Genomic DNA, 17,176 nt, shown 5'->3' with positions numbered 1-17,176 from the left:
CTCAAATCCTTAAGGTATTGATGTATCAATGTTCAGTTGCACTTGTCGCACATCTTTACGGTTCAGTACTTCAGAGTGGCCTTCAAGCTCACCAGTACTTGGCATCACTGAATCATCATTAGAAATACGCGCAGAAATAACAATTTCATTAGCACTGGATAAATTTAGCCCTGCCATCATGGCATTAGCATCGCTCAGCTCAACCGTAATTGGAAAGCTATAGTCTGTTAGTTTGACCACAGCTAAAGGCATCGGTGATCCCTTAGCCGCTTTAGCAAACACAAACAAAATACCGTTATTGGGCTGTTTATCTGCAAGTTGGCTATCGATATCAACGGTAACTTGAATACTTTGAGCCGCTAACTGCTCGCCACTGGTTGCCACGTTTTGCTGAGCAATTTGTAGATCGATTTCGCTAATACGTTGGTTGATCATAGCATAGCGCGTATCAGACTCATCCATACTTGCAAGTAGCACCTCAAACGCTGCCTTTGCCTGTAGCCAGTCTTTTCTCTCAAAGGCAATCAGTGCAAGTAACGAAATCGCATCAAGGTTATTTGGTTGAGCTTGCAGTACTTTAGAAAGCATACCCGCTGCACGAGTCATGTTCTCTTCACTGCCCTCAAGTAATAGCACCTGAGAGTAGCTAACAAGCGCTTGCATATTATCAGGGTTTATTTTTAATGTTTTATCGAATGACTGTTTCGCCATATCAAATTCATTTAGCATTAAAGCAACACGTCCTAACAACATCCAAGCCACTTCATCATCACCGCTTTGACTTAATTTAGTACGCAGTGCTAGGGCAAACGCTTGTAACTCATTTTTAGTTAATGGCTCGCCCTTTTGCATTACGGCGCGCTGACCATAATCGGCCAAGTTATCCATTGCATCATGCCAAGCTGCAATTTGTTGCTGGCTGCCTGTCATTGCATAGAAAATACCTGCTAATGCAATTAAAAACGCCGCGCCTGTTAAAGCAAATATACGATTGTCACCACGGCTATTTAGTGACTTCTCCGGCGATAATTCATTAAGTAAACGGCGTTTTAATTCAATAATAGCTTCGCTGTGATTTTGCGAGTCTATACGTTGATTATCTAAATCTGCCTGTAATTCAACTAAACGCTGTTCATAAATGCTGATAAGCTGTGCATTGGCGTTATGGGTGATGGTTACTACGCGCTCTTTTTTTAAAAAAGGCACAATAATAAACAGCAATGCAATAAGTGTGAGTAAAGCAAAAGACGCCCACATTAAAATCATTTAACTTTGCTCCTGATGTTTATTTTGTTTAATCAGCTTATTGAGCATCACTTCATCAGCGTCACTCCAGGTTTGTTTTACCGACGCTTTACGTTGGCGAATCACAATAAAGCCAAACCCAATTATTACAATGAGTACCGGAAGTACCCACAGTATTAACGTAGCCGGCGTTACCGGTGGATCGTAATGAACAAAGTAGCCATAGCGGTCAATCATATAGTCAATGACTTCATCTTTGCTTTTACCATCTTTTACCAACGCCAGCACTCGCTCGCGCAAGTCTTTTGCGACAACGGCATCAGAGTCAGCAATATTCTGGTTTTGACATTTAGGGCAACGTAATTCTTTTGTTAGCTCTTCAAAACGAACCGCTTGTTCGTTGCTATCAAACTGATAACGATCTTGCTGAGCAAACGCAGCTAAACTAATAAATAAGCTTAGGGTTAATAAAAACAATCTCATGGCTGCAGCTCCTGCATAAGAGGCGCAAACTTAGCGCGCCAAACTCGAGGGTTTATATCACCGGTGTGGTGTAACAAAATAGTGCCATTTTTATCTACTAAAAATGTCTCTGGTGCACCGGACACCCCTAAATCTAAAGACAATGAACGTTCTAAATCTAAAATATTAAATTGGTAAGGGTCGCCCGCACGTGAAAGCATATTACTCACATCGTCACGCAGTGCTTGCATATCAAACGGGCCATCAAAATCGGCGTCGTAACTTTGTACATAATACAAGCCGATAATTTTAACCCCTTGCTCACGTAGCTTAGTTAAATAACCAAGCTCAGCTAAACACGTTGGACACCATGTGCCCCATACGTTTAGTAAATACACGTCACCCTTTAGCTGCTCATCAGTCCAACGTTTATCGTCTTGCATTAAATCAGGTAAATTAAACGCAGGCACCATTTGACCAATGCGCCCTGTTTGTATTTCCCGCGGGTTGGCAAACAACCCTTGGTATAAAAACACACAAATAAAGATAAAAATTAATAAAGGGGCAATTGCGATAAGTTTACGGTTCATACTGCCCCCTCTATTTCATCTTTTCGCGGTGAGGCGCGATAGCGCTTATCGAATAAAATCACAAAACCAGCGAGTGAGATCAGAATACCGCCAATCCACATCCAACGTACAAACGGCTTATGGTAAATGCGTAATGACCATGCCCCTTCACTTAGTTGCTCACCAAGCGCAAGATATAAATCACGAGTGAATCCGGCATCAATAGCGGCTTCGGTCATAAATTGCATACCAATATCGTAACGACGCTTTTCTGCATATAAACGCGTTACAGTGTCATTCCCTTTTAATACCGTCACGACACCAGCATGACCACTGTAGTTTGCACCACGAATCGTCTTCACACCGTCAAAGCGGTATTGATACTGGTTAAGCTGCACGATATCGCCTTGCTTCATCGATACATCACGCTCAACTGAATACGCCGAGGTGAGTGTAATGCCCGCTATAACAAAGGCTAAACCAACATGCCCCAGCACCATTGCCCAATAGCTTAAACCTAAACGCTTTATACCGAGTTTAACCGAGCCATGAACCGCTGCTTTGGTATATAAATCAATAAAAGTGGCAATAAATATCCATACACCTAGCGTGGTTGCTAAAAGTGTTAATGGAGTCACTACCTCATAGCTACTAAATAACCACGCACAGGTAATGATAATACTGACTAATGCGCCTACAAATATTTTATTTTGTAAAAAGGCCCACTTATTTTGCTTCCAACGCAGGAAAGGTCCAATGCCCATTAAAATAGCAAATGGCACCAGTAAAATAGCAAACATTTTATTAAAGAAAGGTTCGCCAATTGAAATACTGCCTAGCCCCATTTCCTTGTGAACCATAGGTAATAATGTACCTAACAGTACAATTAATGTAGCAACCACTAAGAAAATATTGTTTAACCAAAGTGCCACTTCACGCGATACAAATTTATAACGCCCTTCACTTTTAACTTGTGAGACACGCAAGCCATATAACGCTAAACCGCCGCCAACAACTACGGCCAAAAAGCCAAGGATAAATAAGCCACGATCAGGGTCTGTTGCAAAGGCATGCACCGAAACAATAATTCCTGAGCGAACGATAAAGGTGCCTAGTAAACTTAATGAGAATGCCGCAATAGCCAGTAACACTGTCCATGATTTAAATACGCCACGTTTTTCAGTCACACTTAAAGAGTGCAGTAACGCGGTTGCAACTAACCATGGCATGAGTGATGCATTTTCAACAGGATCCCAGAACCACCAGCCGCCCCAGCCTAGCTCTGAATAGGCCCACCAACTACCTATAGTGATACCTAAGGTTAAAAAGCCCCATGCCGTCATTGTCCATGGGCGTGACCATTTTGCCCAGGTGTTATCAAGCTTGCCGGTTAACAACGCGGCAATAGCAAAGGCAAAAGCAACAGAAAGACCGACATACCCCATATAAAGTAATGGAGGGTGAATGATCATCCCTGGGTCTTGTAATAATGGATTTAAATCGCGTCCCTCAACAGGGAAATAGGGCAGTAAACGTTCAAACGGACTTGAAAGTAGCAAGGTGTACATCATAAATCCGACACCTAAAAAGCCAAGCACACCTAATACGCGAGCACGAAGTACCCAAGGCAGTGACTTTGAACGCAAAGCAACAACGGCGGTCCAACCGGCCTGCATTAATAACCACAGTAAAATAGCGCCTTCATGGCCACCCCATGTTGAGGTTATTTTATAATACCAAGGCAAGGTGCTACTTGAGTGATACGCTACATAAGATACGGTAAAATCATCGGTTAAGCTGGCATAAATAAGCGCAGCAAAAGACAAAGCAACAAATGCAAACTGACCAATAGCAAGTGATGGCGCAGCGCGCATCAAACGAAGGTTTCCTGTGTGTGCACCCCAAAGTGGGAAAATACACAACAGCACACTGAGTACCATGGCCAATGTTAGGGAAAAATAACCAAGTTCTGGGATCATATTAGCTCCCGCTATCTAAATTGTATTTTGGTTTCTCGTGCTTAATTCCTTTTACTGCCTCGGCAACCTCGGCTGGCATATATTCTTCATCATGCTTGGCCAACACTTCAAATGCTTCAATCACGTTAGGCTCTACTAACACACCTTGCGCAACAATCCCTTGCCCTTCACGAAATAGATCAGGCAAAATTCCTTGATAACGCACCGTGACCAATGGGCCAGTATCAATCAACTTAAAGCTTACCTGTAAGCTTTGCTCATTTCTTTGCACTGTACCAGGGACAACCATACCGCCAATGCGGAGCTTTTGTCCTATATGAGGCTTTTCTTTATTCGGGCCTTTACCATCAATTAATTCACTGGGGGTGTAAAACAAATTAATGTTTTCTTGTAAGGCGTACAACACTAAACCAATTGATCCACCAATACCAAAGAGTACGGCAATAATAACCAAAAGGCGTTTTTTACGTCTAGGGTTCACGAGGTTTGCTCCTGCTTAGAATTTTTAATTCGAGTTTCACGCGCAATTTGCTGCTCTACCGACGCTAAAATTTGTTTTTTGTCGCGTAACGAGCTAAATAAAATGCCTAATAAAATTAATGCGCATGTACCAAAAGAAAGCCATACATAAAAGCCATAGCCTCCCATTGCAATAAAATCTGAAAACGAGTCAAACTGCATAATTACCCCTTAGTTAACAACTGTCGCACCCATGGGCGGTGCTTTTCACGGTGTAAAATTTCATTTTTAAGACGAATTAAAGTCACAGTACCAACAAACGCGGCAAAGGCTAAAATATTAATCATTAACGGCCAAAACATACTTGGATCTACCGCGTCGCGGTTAAACTTAGTGATGCTTGCCCCTTGATGCAGGGTATTCCACCATTCCACCGAAAAGTGAATGATAGGCAAGTTAATAACCCCAACAATAGCTAAAATAGACGCGGCGCGACCGGCTGATTTTTTATCTTCAAAGGCATGGTACAAAGACAACACCCCTAGATATAAAAATAACAAAATGAGTTCAGAGGTCAGTCGTGCATCCCATACCCACCAAGCACCCCACATAGGTTTACCCCACGCAGCACCGGTGATTAAGGCTATTGCGGTCATGCAGGCACCTACGGGTGCTATTGCAATCACCGCAAGCTCTGCATTGCGTAATTGCCATACAAGCGCAACAATGGCTGCAATCGCCATTGATGAATAAGCGCCCATAGATAAAATAGCGGAGGGCACGTGAATAAAAATAATACGGTAACTGTCTTTTTGTTGGTAATCGGCAGGAGCAAAACCTAATCCCCAGACCCAACCAACAACCATACTAATAACTGTTACTACTGCAAAATATGGCAGTAGAGTATTGCATAATTGATATGCTCGCTCTGCTTTCGCATACGGATGTAACCACTTCCACATATTAACTTACACTCACTTTTAATGCTGATGATATGGCAATTGGCGCACTGATAGTCGCAACGACTAACATCGCACCAAGGATTGCAAGCTGACCACTGTAATCCAGCGACATAGTGCTGGTATCAATAGCGGAAGTTGCAAAAATTAAAACCGGAATATACAAAGGCAAAACGAGCAGACTCATTAAAATGCCGCCTTTTTGTAATCCCACAGTCAAACCCGCCCCTATTGCGCCAATGAAGCTCAATAAAGGCGTGCCCAATAATAGCGTTAATAACGTTGCCACTAAGGCAGTCGTTTCTAAATTTAGTAGTAAAGCAAATAAAGGGGTCATTAGCACTAACGGGAGGCCGGTGATCACCCAGTGTGCGGCTACTTTGCCCAGCACCGTTAATGATAAGGGGTATGACGAAGCAATGAGCTGCTCCAAAGAGCCATCGTGGTAATCATCTCTAAACAGTTTATCAAGGCCAAGCATGGTCGATAATAAAGCCGCAACCCAAATAATGCCCGGGGCCATTCTTGATAGCAAGCCTGGCTCAGGCCCTATGGCTAATGGAAACAGTGAGATAACAATTAAAAAAAACAAGATAGGATTAACTATTTCAGCGCGCTGACGAAAAGCGAGCTTAACGTCTTTGCTAAATACCGCGACAAATAACTGCCAATATGAGTGCTGTCGTGTCATTAGTGGCGGTACTCCAAAGTCAACGTTTGTAAGTCACTAAAGTGAGTGGTTAAATCTTGGTGTGTTGTTAACAAAATAGCGCCCCCCTTTGATAAGTGCTCAGTAAAACGTTGCTGTAAAAAGGCAACCCCGCTTTTATCTAGCGCCGTGAAAGGTTCATCTAAAACCCATAACTTGGCCTCAGATAACCATAATCGAACGAGAGCCACTCGCCGCTGTTGGCCCGCAGATAACGTTCTTACAGGCACATCTTCCAGCCCTACTAAACCTAATTTACTTAATAAAGGGTATAAGTCAGGAGTATCAACATAACCATTAATAGCCAACCAATGTGCTACATTTTCAAGCGCGGTAAGTTGTACGTTTACACCGGTTTTATGGCCTATAAATAATAAGTCTCTGGCATATTCGTCATAATATTTTTTGATAGATTGATTTAGGTATAAAATATCACCTTCATCCGGCAGCGAAAAACCAGCAATAATGCGCAATAATGATGTTTTACCAGCCCCATTAGGACCAGCTAACTGCATGATTTGACCGCTTTTAAGGCTAAAATTAAGTTCATCAAACAAACAACGCTCTTGCTTGATACAAGTAACGGACTTAATGTGTAACAAGATGACGATTCTCTCTGCCAAAAATTAGCGGTAAGTCTACCATAATGATAGGGTAATACGAATATTGCTTTAGAATCGATTTACTTAAAATACAGAAAACTTGATATAAAATAATGAATACACCAACGCACATCACATTGTCTAACCCACAGGTTAGTAATCAAACAACTGATTCTGGTAAGGCTGCGTTAGCAACACTGCCACCTGAAGTGCTGACGGCAAAAAATATTCAGTTTTCTAAAGATTCAGTCACGCTTGATGTGTTTATAAATAAGCATTGGCAAACGATTCGCCTTGGTACAACTGAGACACCCGTAAACGTTGAAAAAATAGCAAGCGCTAACATACAGTTAAGTGCAGATGGTAAAAGCTTAACCATCATCCCTAACAATACAACTTTAACAATTAAACAACCGGCTCAGTTGCAACGATTTTTAAATTTTATAAACACCCAAAGTGATATTCAAAACAGTCCACTATCACTTCAGGTGGTATTACAACCTACACCAAAGTTGGTCATTGAAAAATTTAATGCCAGTATTGCTATTAATAAACACGTTGCACAATTACTCGCAGATGAGCCTTTAATAAAGGGGATGATTGAAACGGATAGCAAAGGTACACGACTTAATATTATTAACCGTTTTACTGATATAGTGCACTCACAGCCAATAAACCAAGCCAAACTAACACAGTTGCTTGCCAGTAATTTAAGCCCAGCTCAGCTTCATGCTATGCCTAAGTTTGCGGTATTAAGCCCAAACTCTTTTAAAGACTCATTAACTATTAACCTTAGTCACCGACAATTAAGTGAACTACCTACCATCCCGACTAAGGTAAACATTACTCACCAAGCAGATAAATTACTGATCAAAACCGCTTATCATAATATGACTGTGAGCCTTAAAAACTCATTTAGTAAACCGTTTAATGAGATGCTCTCTTTGCAACAATCGCAAAGCCTAATTGATCACTCGCCAAGTAAACAGCATCCGCTCAGCACGATAAATAGTCCGATACAATCATGGTTGAAAAGCAGTTTTGCTGATTTTAAAACGCGTATTTTAGATGCGGTAAAGTACTTTGAAAGCAAGCCATTTACAACCTCGGTAAGCTCATCTCAAAAACCAGAATTTACAGGCAATGCTCAGCAAAAATGGCTCCCCCCAATGCAAAAAATTGACATGACACAATTAAAAAACGTGTCAAATTTAGCGCCGCCCCTAATGCAATTTACCCAGCAAATAAAATCAAGCGTTTCTATGTGGCAACAACAACCGTTATTAGCACACGCTTTATCTCCTTTAGTGACTCCTTTCTCATCCCCATCAACTAACGCGGCTACATTAGGTCAGAGCTTACAGCCTTTAGAAAGACTCTTATTAGCGACGGTTGTAAAACAAAGTCCAAGTACCTCAATAGAACAAAAAGATGCGACAAAGCAAATAGTAAGCAGCCAACTTAATACCATTACAAGCAAACTGACTGATCAAGGAACCGATTTAAACCGTTTAGTTAATCAGGCTTTTAATCGCATGTTGTCAGATACTAATTTACACCCAGCAACCATACAGCGCGAAATACTCAGCACTATAAAGCCGACACAACTAACCAGTGACACTTTGCAGAGCTCGTTTAATAGAGGTGTTGAACAGCTTTCATTAAGCATTTTAGCCGCGCCTATCATTAACCAAAATCCAAGTGCAGTGAGTATTAATAATCAAACGGGTTTAGAAGCTTTACTGCAGGTTTTATTACCGACGTTTAAAGTGGGTAATAGCGCCAATAAATTGTTGGAACAATTACAGCAACCACAAGTACAAGCATTAGCAGGTGAATTAACCCAAATTAAGAACACATTAAGCCAAGTACAAACGCCTGCTATTAGTCAACAACCTGACACAAACGCCTTGGTGCAATTTTTATTACCGATGAAGTTACCTGCTGAAGCGGCGCAAACAGAAATAACTTTAGGGCAATATAAAAAGCACAGTAGCGGTAAACTAGCGGATAAAAACGTGTGGTTTGTAAGATTAAATTTTGATTATGCCGAGCTGGGTAAGCTACAAATAATCGCAGAGCTCATGGATAAAGCTTTAGATTGTCAGTTGTTAGCCTCAACCCAAGCGGTGAGCGCTTTAGCTCATCCACATCTTGATAATTTACGCTCAAAACTGGCAAAACAAGGCTTACAAGTGGGTGAACTTAAACTAAAACGAGCGGATGACAACCATCAAGTATTTTACCAATCCCATGCCATTATTAATATTAAGGTTTAGTCATGACTAAGTCATCAAAAAGCAATTCAGCAATTGGACTACTCTACGAGGCGGGACATTCACCCATTGTAAGTGCTAAAGGGTTTGGTGAACTGGCGGATGAAATTATTGCCCTAGCCAAAGAAAAAGGAATTTTAATCCATCAAGATGAAGCACTTGCAAATACACTATCGAAACTAGACCTCGCAGAAGAGATCCCCAAAGAGTTGTACTTTGTTATTGCTGAGCTCATTGCGTTTTCATACGTGGTTAGAGGAAAGTTTCCACCTGGTTGGCAAGACTTTCAGGGAAAGCTAAATATAAAAGCATAACGCAGTGTTATAAAAGCAAAAAAGGCGCTAAGCGCCTTTTTGTTTGTGTAATGAAAACAACAGTTCAGCCTCGGCGCGGGGTAATTCACATTCGCGAATAACCTCATCTAAATCAGCACCTAACTCAACCATTTTTACTGCACGAGAGTATATTTTAGCATCGGGGTCATCGTATTTTTGAGCTGCTTGTTGCTGTATCAGCTCTTGGTTTTGTTGTTCTACCTCAAGCAAACGCTTACCAATACTCAGTAAACCGGTTCGCAACTCAGACACTTCGCTACGTAAAATATTAATCTGCTCTGATGAATCTTTAAACTGTTGTAATTGCGCGCCAAGCTCACTCGCATAGCGCTTTTTAAACATCACAATTAAAAGCAGCGAGAGTAGCCCAAAAACTAAACCCGCAATAGCAATACCAAGTAATAACATAGTTTTATGTAGAGAAGCTTATATATCGCTTAACTCATCCCATTCGTCATCACTAAGTAGTTTATTTAAATCAACCAGAATAAGTAACTCATTGTCGCGGTTACATACACCTTGAATAAATTTAGCACTTTCCTCTGTACCTACATTTGGCGCACTGTCAATTTCAGAGCTACGTAGGTAAACAACCTCAGAAACGCTATCGGCTAAAATGCCAATCACTTGCTCTTCAGCTTCAATAATTAAAATACGTGAATTATCCGTCGCTTCAATATCAGGTAAACCAAAACGAGAGCGAGTATCAATAACGGTAACAACATTACCACGTAAGTTAATAATACCAATCACATACGAAGGCGCACCTGGTACAGGAGCAATCTCGGTGTAACGCAGTATTTCTTGCACTTGCATTACATTTACGCCATAAGTTTCATCTTCTAGCTTGAAAGTAACCCACTGTAAAATCTCATCATTATTATCTGCATTTTTCTTAGCTGACAGTAATTTATCTTCACTCATGCTCTTACCTCGTAATGGTCATTACTTGTGACGGCTATCTAAGCCTTTCTCTAATAGTGCGTTTAAATTATTAACATCTATTAAAGCACACATTTTTTCTTTAATTACTCCAGCAAGCCATGGGCGCTTACTGTTATTTGTACGCCATTTTACATCTTCTTTACTCAATGTAATGTTATTTATTAGTTTTTCTGCTAATAAACCCCATTGGCTATCACCTAAAGTGATGAGGTATTGATAATTTAAAGATGCCTCTAACTGCTCATCGTACTTTTCAGGCATAACCCAGCGAGCGGTATCAACAACATTGAGCTTTTCTTCTCGGTTGATCATAACCCCTTTAAACCACTTAGGCTTGCCAAATAAATGATTTACTTCTCTAAGCTCATGAATGCCACCTAAGGCTTTTAGCGGCACCGCTAAAGTAAGCCCTGCCACTTCAAAAAACAGCGCTTGAAACTCACCATCAAAGTAGTCAGCTTCACCACCTACAACCACCTCTTGCTCAGGCACGACGTGTTGCTCTTGGAGAGTGTCAATTTCTACATTCGATACTTGCTTATTAAGCTTTTTAACTTCAATAACAGGCTCAACTATTACTGGTTGTTCTTTTTGCTCTTCATACGTTACCTGCTCAAGCAGTTTAGCAACAGGCTCAAGGTCTTTTGTTGGTTCGTCATCAGATAATAACGCCCCTAAGTACTGAGTGACTACTTTTTCATTAGCAAATAATTGCTTACTCATTTATTAACCTTGTTTTATTAAATATTTAAGTAATGCTTTATAAGCATAGACTCCACGCGCATTTGGGCAAAAATCTACCGGTACTTTTTGCGCTAAACTTGCATCTCTAAATTTAGTATCAACAGGAATAACGCCTGGCCATACTTTTTCTTTATACGTTTCTTGTAATGTTTTATAGGCCTCAAGCGATGCTTTGGTTCGTTTATCATACATAGTTGGAATGATAGTATATTTATAGCTTTTCGCTTGAGAGGTTTGCATTAACTCCATAGTACGCATCATTCTATCGAGCCCTTTAAGCGCCAAGAACTCAGTTTGCACCGGCACTAACACTCTTTCACAGGCAGCAAGCGCATTGACCATCAGCACACCTAAAACAGGTGGGCAATCTAAAATTGCGTAATCGTAATACTCGCTAATTTTAGCCAGTGTTTTTTTTAAAATCAGGCCCATTCCCGTTTTATTACCCATGCTACGGTCAAGTGTCGCGATCGCCATAGTTGCAGGTAAAATATCAAGGTTTTCAATTGTTGAGGGGCATAATGCTTGCAATATTTCTTCGCTTTTCATACTCGAGCCGCGAGTAAAAATATCGTAAACACTGACCTCTAAATCTTCTGAATCAATACCAAAGTAATAGGTTAGTGAAGCATGAGGATCTGTATCAATCAATAACACGCGCTTGCCTTGAAGCGCAAGGATCCCTGCAAGGCTAACCGCTGTAGTGGTTTTGCCTACTCCCCCTTTTTGATTGGCTACTGTCCAAACTTTCACATTACATCCTAATTACTGTTCGTTGCGCGTTGTAACACGGATGCCACCATGCGGTAAACGGATTATTTTTATTGTATCATCTTGGGCAGGTAGCTCAATTTCTGGCTGACTTTGCTCTGATACTGAAATTGATGATTTCGTTTGTTCATCAGAGGGCTCTGGTGCTAAACCATATTTAGAAAGTGCAATCACGACTTTACGGTTTTCGGCACGCCCAGCTTCGGTATCATTATCGGCAAAGGGCGAGTATTGACCATACCCCTCAATGGCCATGCGCGCGGATTCAATGCCCAAACGCTCTAGCTCAACTAATATTGAGGTTGCACGCGCCACTGATAACTCCCAATTAGAACGAAATATTTCATTTCGTATGGTTTCGTTATCTGTATACCCGCGTACTCTTATATAGTTATCGACTGATGCGATGATTGCTTCAATTTTTTTTACAATCTCTTTGGCCTTATTATGTGCAACAGCACTACCACTGGCAAACAACAATCCGGAATTGAGCTCAATAACCAACCAGTCTTGGCTTAGTTCTAAGCTAGCCTCGCCACTGCGTATCTCATCAATCAGCGACGATTGTAATTTAGCCAATAAACTATCCAGCGGCTTACCTAAGTGGCGTTGACTAATATTGCTATTGTCACTTTGACCATCGAGTAACATTGGGCCTTGCTCTTGCTCTTGAATACTTTCGCCATAGAGTATTTCAGCCTCAGGGGTCACCCTTTCAAGCAATAAAGCATCACCATTTACCCCGTTACCCTGCTGAGAATATTGTTTCGTTGACTTATCAAAAACATGCTCCAGAGAATCAGATAGTACTTGTATATTGTCTTCTTTATTTATTGAAATGGCATACAATACAACAAAAAATGCGAACATAATGGTCATGTAATCTGCATAGGAAACTAGCCAACGCTCAGTGTGTTGATTTTTAGTGTTTTGATAACGTAAGCGACGGCGCAACATAACCGCTAATTTGCCTGTAAAATAGGACGTTCAACGCGGTAAGCTTCAAGCTTTAATTCTATATTAATAGGGCTCTCACCTTGGCTAATGGCAATAACGCCTTCAGCTAGCATTTCATGGTAAAGCATTTTTTGCTCAACACGTTGCTTTAATTTATTGGCCATAGGCAAAAACAGTAAATTAGCTAAACCTACGCCATATATAGTAGCAATAAATGCAGTAGCAATGCCCGTCCCTAATTGCTCAGGATCATTAATAAATGACATAGCTTGAATCAATCCAAGCACAGCACCTAGGATACCGATAGTCGGGCTGTAACCTCCCATCGCTTCATATACACGGCTAGCTTCAAGCAATCGTTCTCGTTCAAGTAATAAATCTATTTCAAGGGTATCGCGTAGTTTTTGCTCTGAACAGCCATCAACTAATAAACTCAGTCCTTTGGCGGCATAGGGGTCAGAGTGAGTAAGCGCTTCGTTTTCTAGCGCTAAGTAGCCTTCTTGGCGAGCTTTGTGCGACCAGCGTTTTACTTGCTCAATAGCATCTTCAATATCGTGCTCATCAGTAACAAAAACCCAATGTGTAATACTAAGCATTTTCTTAAAAGTATTGGCTGATGTTTGCAGCATCACCGCACCTAATGTACCGCCTAATACAATAATTAGTGCAGGCCCATTAAACAGCGCAGATACCACACCTCCCTCTAAAGAATAACCTATTGCAATAGCACCTAATGCAACCAATAACCCTAAAATAGAAAGCTTATCCAAAGCCAACCTCTCTTTTTAAGCGCACCGCCACATCATGAAGGCCTATGTTTTCATTTGCTAATCCAGCACTAGCTACTGCTTGCGGCATACCATAGACAACACAACTTTTCTCATCTTGAGCCCAAATTGTAGCGCCAGTTTGTTTAAGCATGCGAGCACCGTCACGACCATCTGCGCCCATACCAGTTAAAATAATGGCAAGTACATCGCCTTGATACGCTTTTGCTACACTAGCAAAGGTAATATCCACACTAGGCTTATAGCTAACTCGTTCATTTTTATCTTCAAATACACGTAATGTTCTGTTTGAACCTCGTCCTTCTACCATCATTTGCTGTCCGCCTGGCGCTAAATAAGCACAGCCTGGTTGCAGTCTATCGCCTTGCTGTGCTTCTTTTACTTTAATTTTACACAAGCTATCTAATCGGGTCGCAAACGCAGGTGTAAATGCAGCTGGCATGTGTTGTATGAGTAGTATTGGGTGTGGGAAATTAGCAGGTAACTGAGTCAATATAGTTTGCAGTGCAACTGGTCCACCTGTTGATGTGCCAATAGCAATTAATTGATATTGCTTACCACTAGCACGCGTTGATGTGCTACTAGAAGGCGTTGGGCTTGCGCTTTTAAAGCTACGATCAGGTTGCACTATAGGCTTATGAGCAAAGCGCTCAGAGGTGCTTGGCGCTGGTTTAAGACTTGGAGCAGCAGGCGCTCTGATAATTCTACCATTTCGCTGGCGGCCTATTTCTTTAACTTTATTTTGTAATAGCTTTATTGCGTCGTCGTTATTACGAGCAATATCTTCAAACTTTTTCGGTAAAAAATCCATCGCGCCGGCATCAAGTGCATCTAAGGTGGCAGATGCGCCTGCGCGTGTTAACGAGGAGAACATTAAAATAGGAGTGGGGTTACTCGCCATGATCTCTTTAACTGCACTAATACCATCAAGCACCGGCATTTCAACATCCATGGTGATCACGTCAGGTCGTAATTGAGCTGTTTTATCGACAGCTTCTCGACCATTTACAGCAAAACCTATAACTTCAATGCCGCTGTCTTGTTCAAGAATTTCACTCACTCTGCGGCGAAAAAAGCTTGAATCATCAACTACTAAAACTTTAACAGCCATTTCGCTCTCTTATTCAATGAATGGGTAGGCATAAAATATATGCCTACTTTTAATTATCCAGCGTAATGCTTTAACATACTTGGCACATCTAATATCAGTGCAATGCCACCATCAGAGGTGATTGTTGCACCTGCCATACCAGGCGTCCCTTGAAGTAATGCGTCTAAAGGCTTAATTACCACTTCCTCTTGACCAATAAGCGAGTCAACAACAAAACCCACTTTTTGAGTTCCTATTTGCACAATAACCACATGACCTTGTGCTTTTCGCTGACCTCTATCAGCCCCTTTGATGAGCCAATGTTCAAGGTAGAATAACGGAATCGATTTTTTACGAACTATTATAGTAAGCTGACCATCAACCACATTGGTCTTTGTTAAATCCAAGTGGAATATTTCACTAACACCCGCCAGCGGCAAAGCAAATGTTTGTTCGCCAACCACTACCATTAAGGTAGGCAGTATTGCCAGTGTCAGTGGTACTTTAATCTCTAAAGTAGTACCTACGCCCATCTCTGATTTAATATTTACTGAGCCATTGAGTTGAGTGATTTTTGTTTTAACCACATCCATACCAACGCCACGGCCAGAAATATCTGAAATCTCTTCTTTAGTTGAAAACCCAGGTGCAAAAATAAGGTTATAAGCTTCGGTATCAGAAAGACGACTCGCTTGGTCGTGATCAAGCACCCCTTTGTTAATGGCAATCTTTTTAAGCTTTTCAGCATCCATACCAGCACCATCATCTTGGATAGTAAGCAAGATATGATCGCCTTGTTGAGACGCTGATAAAGTAACAGTACCGGTTCTAGGTTTACCTGATGCTTCACGAACGTCTGGCATTTCAATGCCATGATCCACTGAATTGCGCACTAAATGCACTAACGGATCAGCAAGCGCTTCCACTAAGTTTTTATCTAAATCAGTGTCCTCGCCTACCATTTGCAAGTTGATATCTTTATTCAATGAACGGGCTAAATCACGTACCACACGTGGGAAGCGGCCAAATACTTTTTTGATTGGCTGCATTCGTGTTTGCATTACCGCACCTTGGATATCAGCTGTCACTACATCTAAATTAGAAATTGCTTTACCCATGGCCTCGCTATCAGAGTTAGTCGCTAGACTTACCAAACGATTTCGCACAAGTACCAGTTCACCTACCATGTTCATTATTTGGTCTAAGCGTTTGGTATCAACTCGTACCGTTGTTTCTGCCGGTGGAGGCGCTGCTTTTTTAGCGGGAGCTGCTTGTGCCGCAGAAGCCGGCTTAGCTGGCTCTGGTTTAGGCTGTGGCTTTGGTGTCGCAGCAGGCGCAGGTTTATTCTCGACTACAGGTTCTGGTTTACTTACAGGAGCCGGTGTTTCTATCGATTTAGGTGCACCTTTACCATGAAGCTCATCAAGTAACGCTTCAAACTCGTCGTCACTTATTTCATTATCGCCCGAACTTTGCTCGTTACTTGGTGGAGTCAAAGGAGCTGATGGTGTTTGTTGTGGTGTACTTGAGGTTGCTTGGCTCACTTCGCCAAAGCTGCCTACACCATGAAGTTCATCAAGTAGGCTTTCGAATTCATCGTCAGTTATATCACCACTGACATCATTGTCACTTGATGATGATTGTTTTTCTTGTGGGGCTTGCCCTTTTCCATGAAGTTCATCAAGTAGGCTTTCGAATTCGTCTTCGGTTATTTCATCAACCTGAGACTCAGTACTGCTGCTATCTGGGCCGCTAAATAATTCATCAAAAGCAAACGGGTCTTCTATAGCATCGTTGCTCGGTTGCTCTGCAACTGGTTCAGGCTCTACCGATGGAGTTTCCACAGGAGCTATATCTTCAACCACAGAATCGCCGGCAAGCTCTTCTGCTGTCGGTGGCTGCCCAAGTTTGTGAAGTACAGCAAGTAATTCTGGATCCGCAGGCTCTGGCTGGTCACGATTTTTAATCGTGGCAAACATTTCATTAATGGTGTCCAGTGCTTGTAAAATCACATCCATTAATTCAGAGTTAACTGTTCTTACACCTTGGCGCAGTAAATCAAACACATTTTCAGCACCATGACATGCATCAACAAGCTCTGTCATAGCCAAAAAGCCAGCGCCACCCTTTACAGTGTGAAAACCGCGAAATATTGCGTTTAGTAGCTCAGTATCATCTGGATTGTTTTCCAGTTCTACTAACTGTTCAGATAAAAGCTCAAGGATTTCTCCGGCCTCTACTAAAAAGTCTTGTAAAATATCTTCATCGACTTCAAAGCTCATGCAG

At 41.5% G+C, this 17,176-nt stretch carries 19 protein-coding genes; 2 read left to right on the top strand and 17 right to left on the bottom strand.

Translation table 11 applies throughout. The features are described from left to right. Positions 1-9 precede the first annotated feature (9 nt). From ccmI to ccmA, 9 genes are read right to left on the bottom strand one after another with little or no spacing between them, the layout of a single operon-like run. Positions 10-1,266 (bottom strand): c-type cytochrome biogenesis protein CcmI, encoded by a 1,257-nt coding sequence (gene ccmI / locus BG00_RS08085; protein WP_036981788.1) that lies wholly within the window; start codon positions 1,264-1,266, stop codon positions 10-12. Then, positions 1,267-1,728, bottom strand: a complete 462-nt coding sequence (locus tag BG00_RS08080; protein ID WP_036981786.1) for a cytochrome c-type biogenesis protein — start codon at positions 1,726-1,728, stop codon at positions 1,267-1,269. Then, on the bottom strand, positions 1,725-2,297 hold the full coding sequence (locus tag BG00_RS08075; protein WP_036981784.1) for a DsbE family thiol:disulfide interchange protein: 573 nt from the start codon (positions 2,295-2,297) through the stop codon (positions 1,725-1,727). The genes BG00_RS08080 and BG00_RS08075 overlap by 4 nt, the downstream gene beginning before the upstream one ends. Beyond that, a complete protein-coding gene (locus BG00_RS08070) occupies positions 2,294-4,255 on the bottom strand; it encodes a heme lyase CcmF/NrfE family subunit (RefSeq protein ID WP_036981781.1) in 1,962 nt (653 codons plus the stop codon). Before BG00_RS08070 ends, BG00_RS08075 begins: the two co-directional genes overlap by 4 nt. Position 4,256: 1 nt before the next feature. After that, entirely contained in the window at positions 4,257-4,736 is a 480-nt protein-coding gene (gene ccmE, locus BG00_RS08065) for a cytochrome c maturation protein CcmE (RefSeq protein ID WP_008465420.1), read from the bottom strand. Then, positions 4,733-4,936: a heme exporter protein CcmD gene (gene ccmD / locus BG00_RS08060; protein ID WP_008112240.1), complete on the bottom strand. Its 204-nt coding sequence runs from the start codon at positions 4,934-4,936 to the stop codon at positions 4,733-4,735. Before ccmD ends, ccmE begins: the two co-directional genes overlap by 4 nt. A gap of 2 nt (positions 4,937-4,938) precedes the next feature. Beyond that, the gene (locus BG00_RS08055) at positions 4,939-5,676 is read right to left on the bottom strand and encodes a heme ABC transporter permease (RefSeq protein ID WP_010387946.1); all 738 of its coding nucleotides are present in this window, start codon (positions 5,674-5,676) and stop codon (positions 4,939-4,941) included. 1 nt (position 5,677) lies between these two features. Next, on the bottom strand, positions 5,678-6,364 hold the full coding sequence (gene ccmB, locus BG00_RS08050; protein ID WP_028833998.1) for a heme exporter protein CcmB: 687 nt from the start codon (positions 6,362-6,364) through the stop codon (positions 5,678-5,680). Next, entirely contained in the window at positions 6,364-6,984 is a 621-nt protein-coding gene (gene ccmA / locus BG00_RS08045) for a cytochrome c biogenesis heme-transporting ATPase CcmA (RefSeq protein ID WP_139129351.1), read from the bottom strand. The genes ccmB and ccmA overlap by 1 nt, the downstream gene beginning before the upstream one ends. Before the next feature lie 113 nt (positions 6,985-7,097). Here ccmA and fliK point away from each other — a divergent pair, with 113 nt between their 5' ends. After that, positions 7,098-9,263 (top strand): flagellar hook-length control protein FliK, encoded by a 2,166-nt coding sequence (gene fliK, locus BG00_RS08040; RefSeq protein WP_036981779.1) that lies wholly within the window; start codon positions 7,098-7,100, stop codon positions 9,261-9,263. 2 nt (positions 9,264-9,265) lie between these two features. Then, complete coding sequence (locus tag BG00_RS08035; protein WP_036981777.1) at positions 9,266-9,574, top strand: EscU/YscU/HrcU family type III secretion system export apparatus switch protein; 309 nt, start codon at positions 9,266-9,268, stop codon at positions 9,572-9,574. 27 nt (positions 9,575-9,601) lie between these two features. Here the strand turns inward: BG00_RS08035 and BG00_RS08030 are convergent, their stop codons facing one another. From BG00_RS08030 to BG00_RS07995, 8 genes are read right to left on the bottom strand one after another with little or no spacing between them, the layout of a single operon-like run. Beyond that, positions 9,602-10,003: a DUF2802 domain-containing protein gene (locus tag BG00_RS08030; protein ID WP_036981774.1), complete on the bottom strand. Its 402-nt coding sequence runs from the start codon at positions 10,001-10,003 to the stop codon at positions 9,602-9,604. 18 nt (positions 10,004-10,021) lie between these two features. Next, positions 10,022-10,519, bottom strand: a complete 498-nt coding sequence (locus tag BG00_RS08025) for a chemotaxis protein CheW (RefSeq protein WP_008112225.1) — start codon at positions 10,517-10,519, stop codon at positions 10,022-10,024. A 21-nt stretch (positions 10,520-10,540) separates the two neighbouring features. Beyond that, positions 10,541-11,263 carry a chemotaxis protein CheW gene (locus BG00_RS08020; protein WP_036981773.1) on the bottom strand — a complete coding sequence of 241 codons (723 nt, stop codon included), beginning with the start codon at positions 11,261-11,263 and terminating at the stop codon, positions 10,541-10,543. Positions 11,264-11,266: 3 nt separating this feature from the next. Beyond that, a complete protein-coding gene (locus BG00_RS08015) occupies positions 11,267-12,037 on the bottom strand; it encodes a ParA family protein (protein WP_036981771.1) in 771 nt (256 codons plus the stop codon). A 12-nt stretch (positions 12,038-12,049) separates the two neighbouring features. After that, positions 12,050-13,012: a flagellar motor protein MotB gene (locus BG00_RS08010; protein WP_036981770.1), complete on the bottom strand. Its 963-nt coding sequence runs from the start codon at positions 13,010-13,012 to the stop codon at positions 12,050-12,052. A 5-nt stretch (positions 13,013-13,017) separates the two neighbouring features. Next, entirely contained in the window at positions 13,018-13,782 is a 765-nt protein-coding gene (locus BG00_RS08005) for a flagellar motor protein (RefSeq protein ID WP_036981768.1), read from the bottom strand. Further along, positions 13,775-14,911, bottom strand: coding sequence for a protein-glutamate methylesterase/protein-glutamine glutaminase (locus BG00_RS08000; protein WP_036981767.1), 1,137 nt, complete (start codon positions 14,909-14,911; stop codon positions 13,775-13,777). The genes BG00_RS08005 and BG00_RS08000 overlap by 8 nt, the downstream gene beginning before the upstream one ends. 53 nt (positions 14,912-14,964) lie before the next feature. Further along, positions 14,965-17,172 carry a chemotaxis protein CheA gene (locus BG00_RS07995; RefSeq protein ID WP_036981766.1) on the bottom strand — a complete coding sequence of 736 codons (2,208 nt, stop codon included), beginning with the start codon at positions 17,170-17,172 and terminating at the stop codon, positions 14,965-14,967. Positions 17,173-17,176 lie beyond the last annotated feature (4 nt).

This window comes from Pseudoalteromonas sp. SCSIO_11900 (assembly GCF_000576475.1).
GTDB classification, from domain to species: Bacteria; Pseudomonadota; Gammaproteobacteria; order Enterobacterales; family Alteromonadaceae; genus Pseudoalteromonas; species Pseudoalteromonas tetraodonis.
Note: the sequence above shows the minus strand (reverse complement) of the source record. Positions and strands in the feature narration are given on the sequence as shown.